Below are 2596 nucleotides of genomic sequence, written 5' to 3'. Positions count from 1 at the left end.
CGCGGTTGAGGTGATGGGGTTGGCTTCACAACCGAATCCTACGCAGCATCAGCGCTTTACACCACGCTCGCCAGCCTCTCAGGCGCCCTCTCGCGAATAAGACGGGCTAGCTCTGCACTCAGCCTGGCCTTACCTCATCGGCAGCAACAACCGTGCCAGCCGCATCAGTCGGAATTGTCGAGCTAAATCGGCAGCGTAATTTCCACATGGGCGCAGAATGTTCTGATTCTGACAAACACGGTCCCGCTGACAGAAACCGCATTATGGTCGCTACGCCACCTTGAAAGCAAAAATTCCGACTTCGGTTGCAGGAGGGCAAGAGCCGCAGTCCTTACGGGCACGCAATCGATCAATTGCAATTCGACACTTGCGGATCGCCGGCCTCCTGGTTAGCCAAAGCTCGCGATCGGCTAGGCCTGCTCCGCGAGCCGACGGGTCCATCTATGGGAGAACGAGTTGGGCCGATCGAAGTCGCACCCCCGTGGCTTGTTTTGCGACTAACGCTCGGCGCGCCGACGCGATCCATCGCATCAGTATTCCCAACAATGGATCTTCATGCCACGCGGCCCGGTCAGAGCCCGATGGCCGCGGCATGATCCGGCGTTAGTATCCCCAGCAGCTTCTTGAAGAGCTTTTCAAAGTCCTTCACGGGGAGCCGATGCAAGCTAGTCCAGGCAGGCTGCCCCATGCGGCTCAAGCTTACGGTAAGCGGGCCCTCCCCCGGGCTGCTTCCCCATAACCTTTCATACGGTACTGCCATGAAGCGGAGAGCGACAATGGCCCATCTCGCCAAAACTCTGCTCCGCAATAAACAACAGGCTCGCCGGCACAGACGCAATGGCCACGGGCTTTCTTCAAGCAATTGGGTCTGGTCAGCTGTTCGACAGCTAGGCTTTCTAGCATAACAGCATCTTTATCCGGACTGGAGCCCGACTCGAACACAAATATCTGGACGAGAAGCATGAGCTGGATTGCCGGTCAGGGGCCTGCCGCACGCCTCAACACCGGACGTTCGAGAACCAGACCGGTGCATCTTATACAAACTGCGCCCGTCTCAGTTGCTGCTCCTGATCTGATCAACTTTTGCATGACGATATTGAAGGCCGACAAAAGGAGACCGGAATGGCCCCATTTGACAACGTCAACCCATCCGAGGCTCGGATGCATAACCTCGATCCACAACAGGAAGAGACGGCGCAAGCAGACTTTGAGCATCGGCTTGGAGAGGCTCAGCCAATCCTCGCATCATTAGCTTCACCCGCGGCTGGATCGAACCCGACGGTAACGGACGGCAACAAGAAAGCGCAAGCTATCCCTGAGAACGAACGGTGCGCGGCTGCATCGTTCGTGAGAACGCGCGGTCAGCTTGCCGCAACGTTGACTTGCGCTAACCTTGCGGAACTCAGAAGAGACATCGAACTCGCTGCGCAAAGATCAGCACAATGGCCAAGAGCGACTGGATCGTCAGCCTATCGCGTCGACAGTGACCGCGTTTACGACGACGTGTTGGCATCGTCATACACGGAGCTGCAGCGCTTTCAAAACCACGCCAGCCACTGCAGGCCACATGTGTTGGACCGTCAAAGCGCGATGGCCCATTTGCGTTCCATGGCGGCTTTGCGTTACGAGCAAGCTCCCTGGAATATCTGGGGAGGCCAACGACTAGATCTGGGCCGCGCAGCGGCAGAGCACATGAGGGGCGATACCAATTCTTCGCCTTTTGTGTCACTGTCCGAGGACGCCTCACTACTGCTCGTTTCGCCGGACGACGACAAGGAGTTTGGCGCCAAAGTCATCGCGGAAAACGCGAATGAGTTGCACACCTACACGGTGCCGAGGGTCACAACTTGGACGGCGGAAGACATCGTCAGTATTCTCGAGGATGGAACCGAAAATGATGAACCCGATCTGGCATGGGTGAGTGCTACCCCAACCGAAGAGCGTGAGGTACTATTTCTGGGTGGGAATCTGGACGACTTTCGGACGGCCAGCGCATCGAATCCGTACAAAAAGTCAGGAGCAAAAGGCTGATGACGCAGGCTCCGGAAAGGGTGATTTGCCTTTTCCGATGCTTGGAAAAGTCGAAAACAGCGTTCATGCTATAATCCTCCGGTCCGTCTGCCCGGCGAGGGGGAGCGTCAACAACGCCGGCCCTGGCTGGATCCGCTTAAATATGATGTTCTCACGAGGGCCGCGGGCAGCGCGTGGACGTAGCGAGATCATCTGGACGTTCAACCGAGAGGTATTGGCTCAGCCCCATACGACGACTGCATGAGCCGCCGATCTTCCACCTCAAAGATCGAATGGAGATCGGCGACATTCATGAGTTAGCTGAGCAACAAGTTCAGGCAACTTGATCCTTCCCTGACGAAAAGACGGCTAGAAAGAGTCTGGCAGTCCTGACGATCGAAAAGATCCGTATCATGCCCGGCGAAGCTGTCCACACGATGGAGGATCAAGTCTATGAAGCGCCCGTCTGCTCTGTGCGAGCTATGGCTGATTTTGGGTGACGCGGCCTGATCAGGCGGCGTGGCTTTCAGTGTTCGGAATGACTTCGATTCCGTCGATGAACTTTACACCGGCGATGACTTTCGGC

At 56.7% G+C, this 2596-nt stretch carries 1 protein-coding gene; it reads left to right on the top strand.

Going from position 1 to position 2596, the window contains the following annotated elements:
- Positions 1–1122 precede the first annotated feature (1122 nt).
- Positions 1123–2031 carry a hypothetical protein gene (locus QJT78_RS50095; protein ID WP_014497924.1) on the top strand — a complete coding sequence of 303 codons (909 nt, stop codon included), beginning with the start codon at positions 1123–1125 and terminating at the stop codon, positions 2029–2031.
- Positions 2032–2596 lie beyond the last annotated feature (565 nt).

The organism is Bradyrhizobium sp. Mp27, from assembly GCF_029953005.1.
In the GTDB taxonomy this organism is placed as follows: Bacteria; Pseudomonadota; Alphaproteobacteria; order Rhizobiales; family Xanthobacteraceae; genus Bradyrhizobium; species Bradyrhizobium barranii.
Note: the sequence above shows the minus strand (reverse complement) of the source record. Positions and strands in the feature narration are given on the sequence as shown.

Excerpts from the sequence above, each read along its gene's own strand:
- QJT78_RS50095 (WP_014497924.1), top strand. The coding sequence starts at position 1,123 with ATGGCCCCATTTGACAACGTCAACCCATCCGAGGCTCGGATGCATAAC.